General features: G+C 44.5%; 1 protein-coding gene. It reads right to left on the minus strand.

The window, feature by feature from the left end:
• The coding region (locus HMPREF1246_RS08290) for an ISL3 family transposase (RefSeq protein ID WP_021737239.1) at positions 1 to 651 on the minus strand (651 nt) is incomplete at both ends.

A 651-nucleotide genomic window follows, 5' to 3' on the forward strand; every position in this document is an offset into this window, starting at 1 on the left:
GCTTCTTTGAGTATATATGCACGCCTCAGTTCATCAGATTGAGAGAGGATGCAGCGCAGCTTTACCAGCTCTTCTCCACTTAGTGTTGTTCCCCTCTTTTGGAGAATCCTCTTATTATGTTTCAAATAAGGTGAGGTCTTTGGAAACGTATTTTGAATGTCTTTCCTTACTCTTTCCATAGCCCAGAGAACAAGTCGCTGTACATGGAATCTATCGGCTATCAGTGTGGCATTCGGGAACATTGTTTTATAGACAGAACGAAAAAGGGCAGACATGTCCATTACAACATAGCGAACCCTTCTTCGCTCCGCTTTAGGATAGCGAAGAAAATAACGTATAATCCAGTCTGCATCACGTCTTGGCAGAATGTCGATGAGCTCATTGTGTTCTACGTCTGTAATGCTGACCTGATACTTTTGTCCATGAGCATTGCCCCGGAATTCATCCATGGCCAGGACTTGGGGAAGGTGTTGGGGATGAGGGAAATGAAGGCGGTCAAAGTAACGTATGACCGTTGTAGTAGATGTGTGGAAGTCAGCCGCTATATCTGTGAAGCTGCGCTTTTGAAAACACGACACCATAATCTGCATCTGCAGATCTTTTGATTTGCGTTGATAACGCTGCAGGAACGGGACGGTTTCAAAGAATGTA

This window comes from Acidaminococcus sp. BV3L6 (assembly GCF_000468835.1).
In the GTDB taxonomy this organism is placed as follows: domain Bacteria; phylum Bacillota; class Negativicutes; order Acidaminococcales; family Acidaminococcaceae; genus Acidaminococcus; species Acidaminococcus intestini.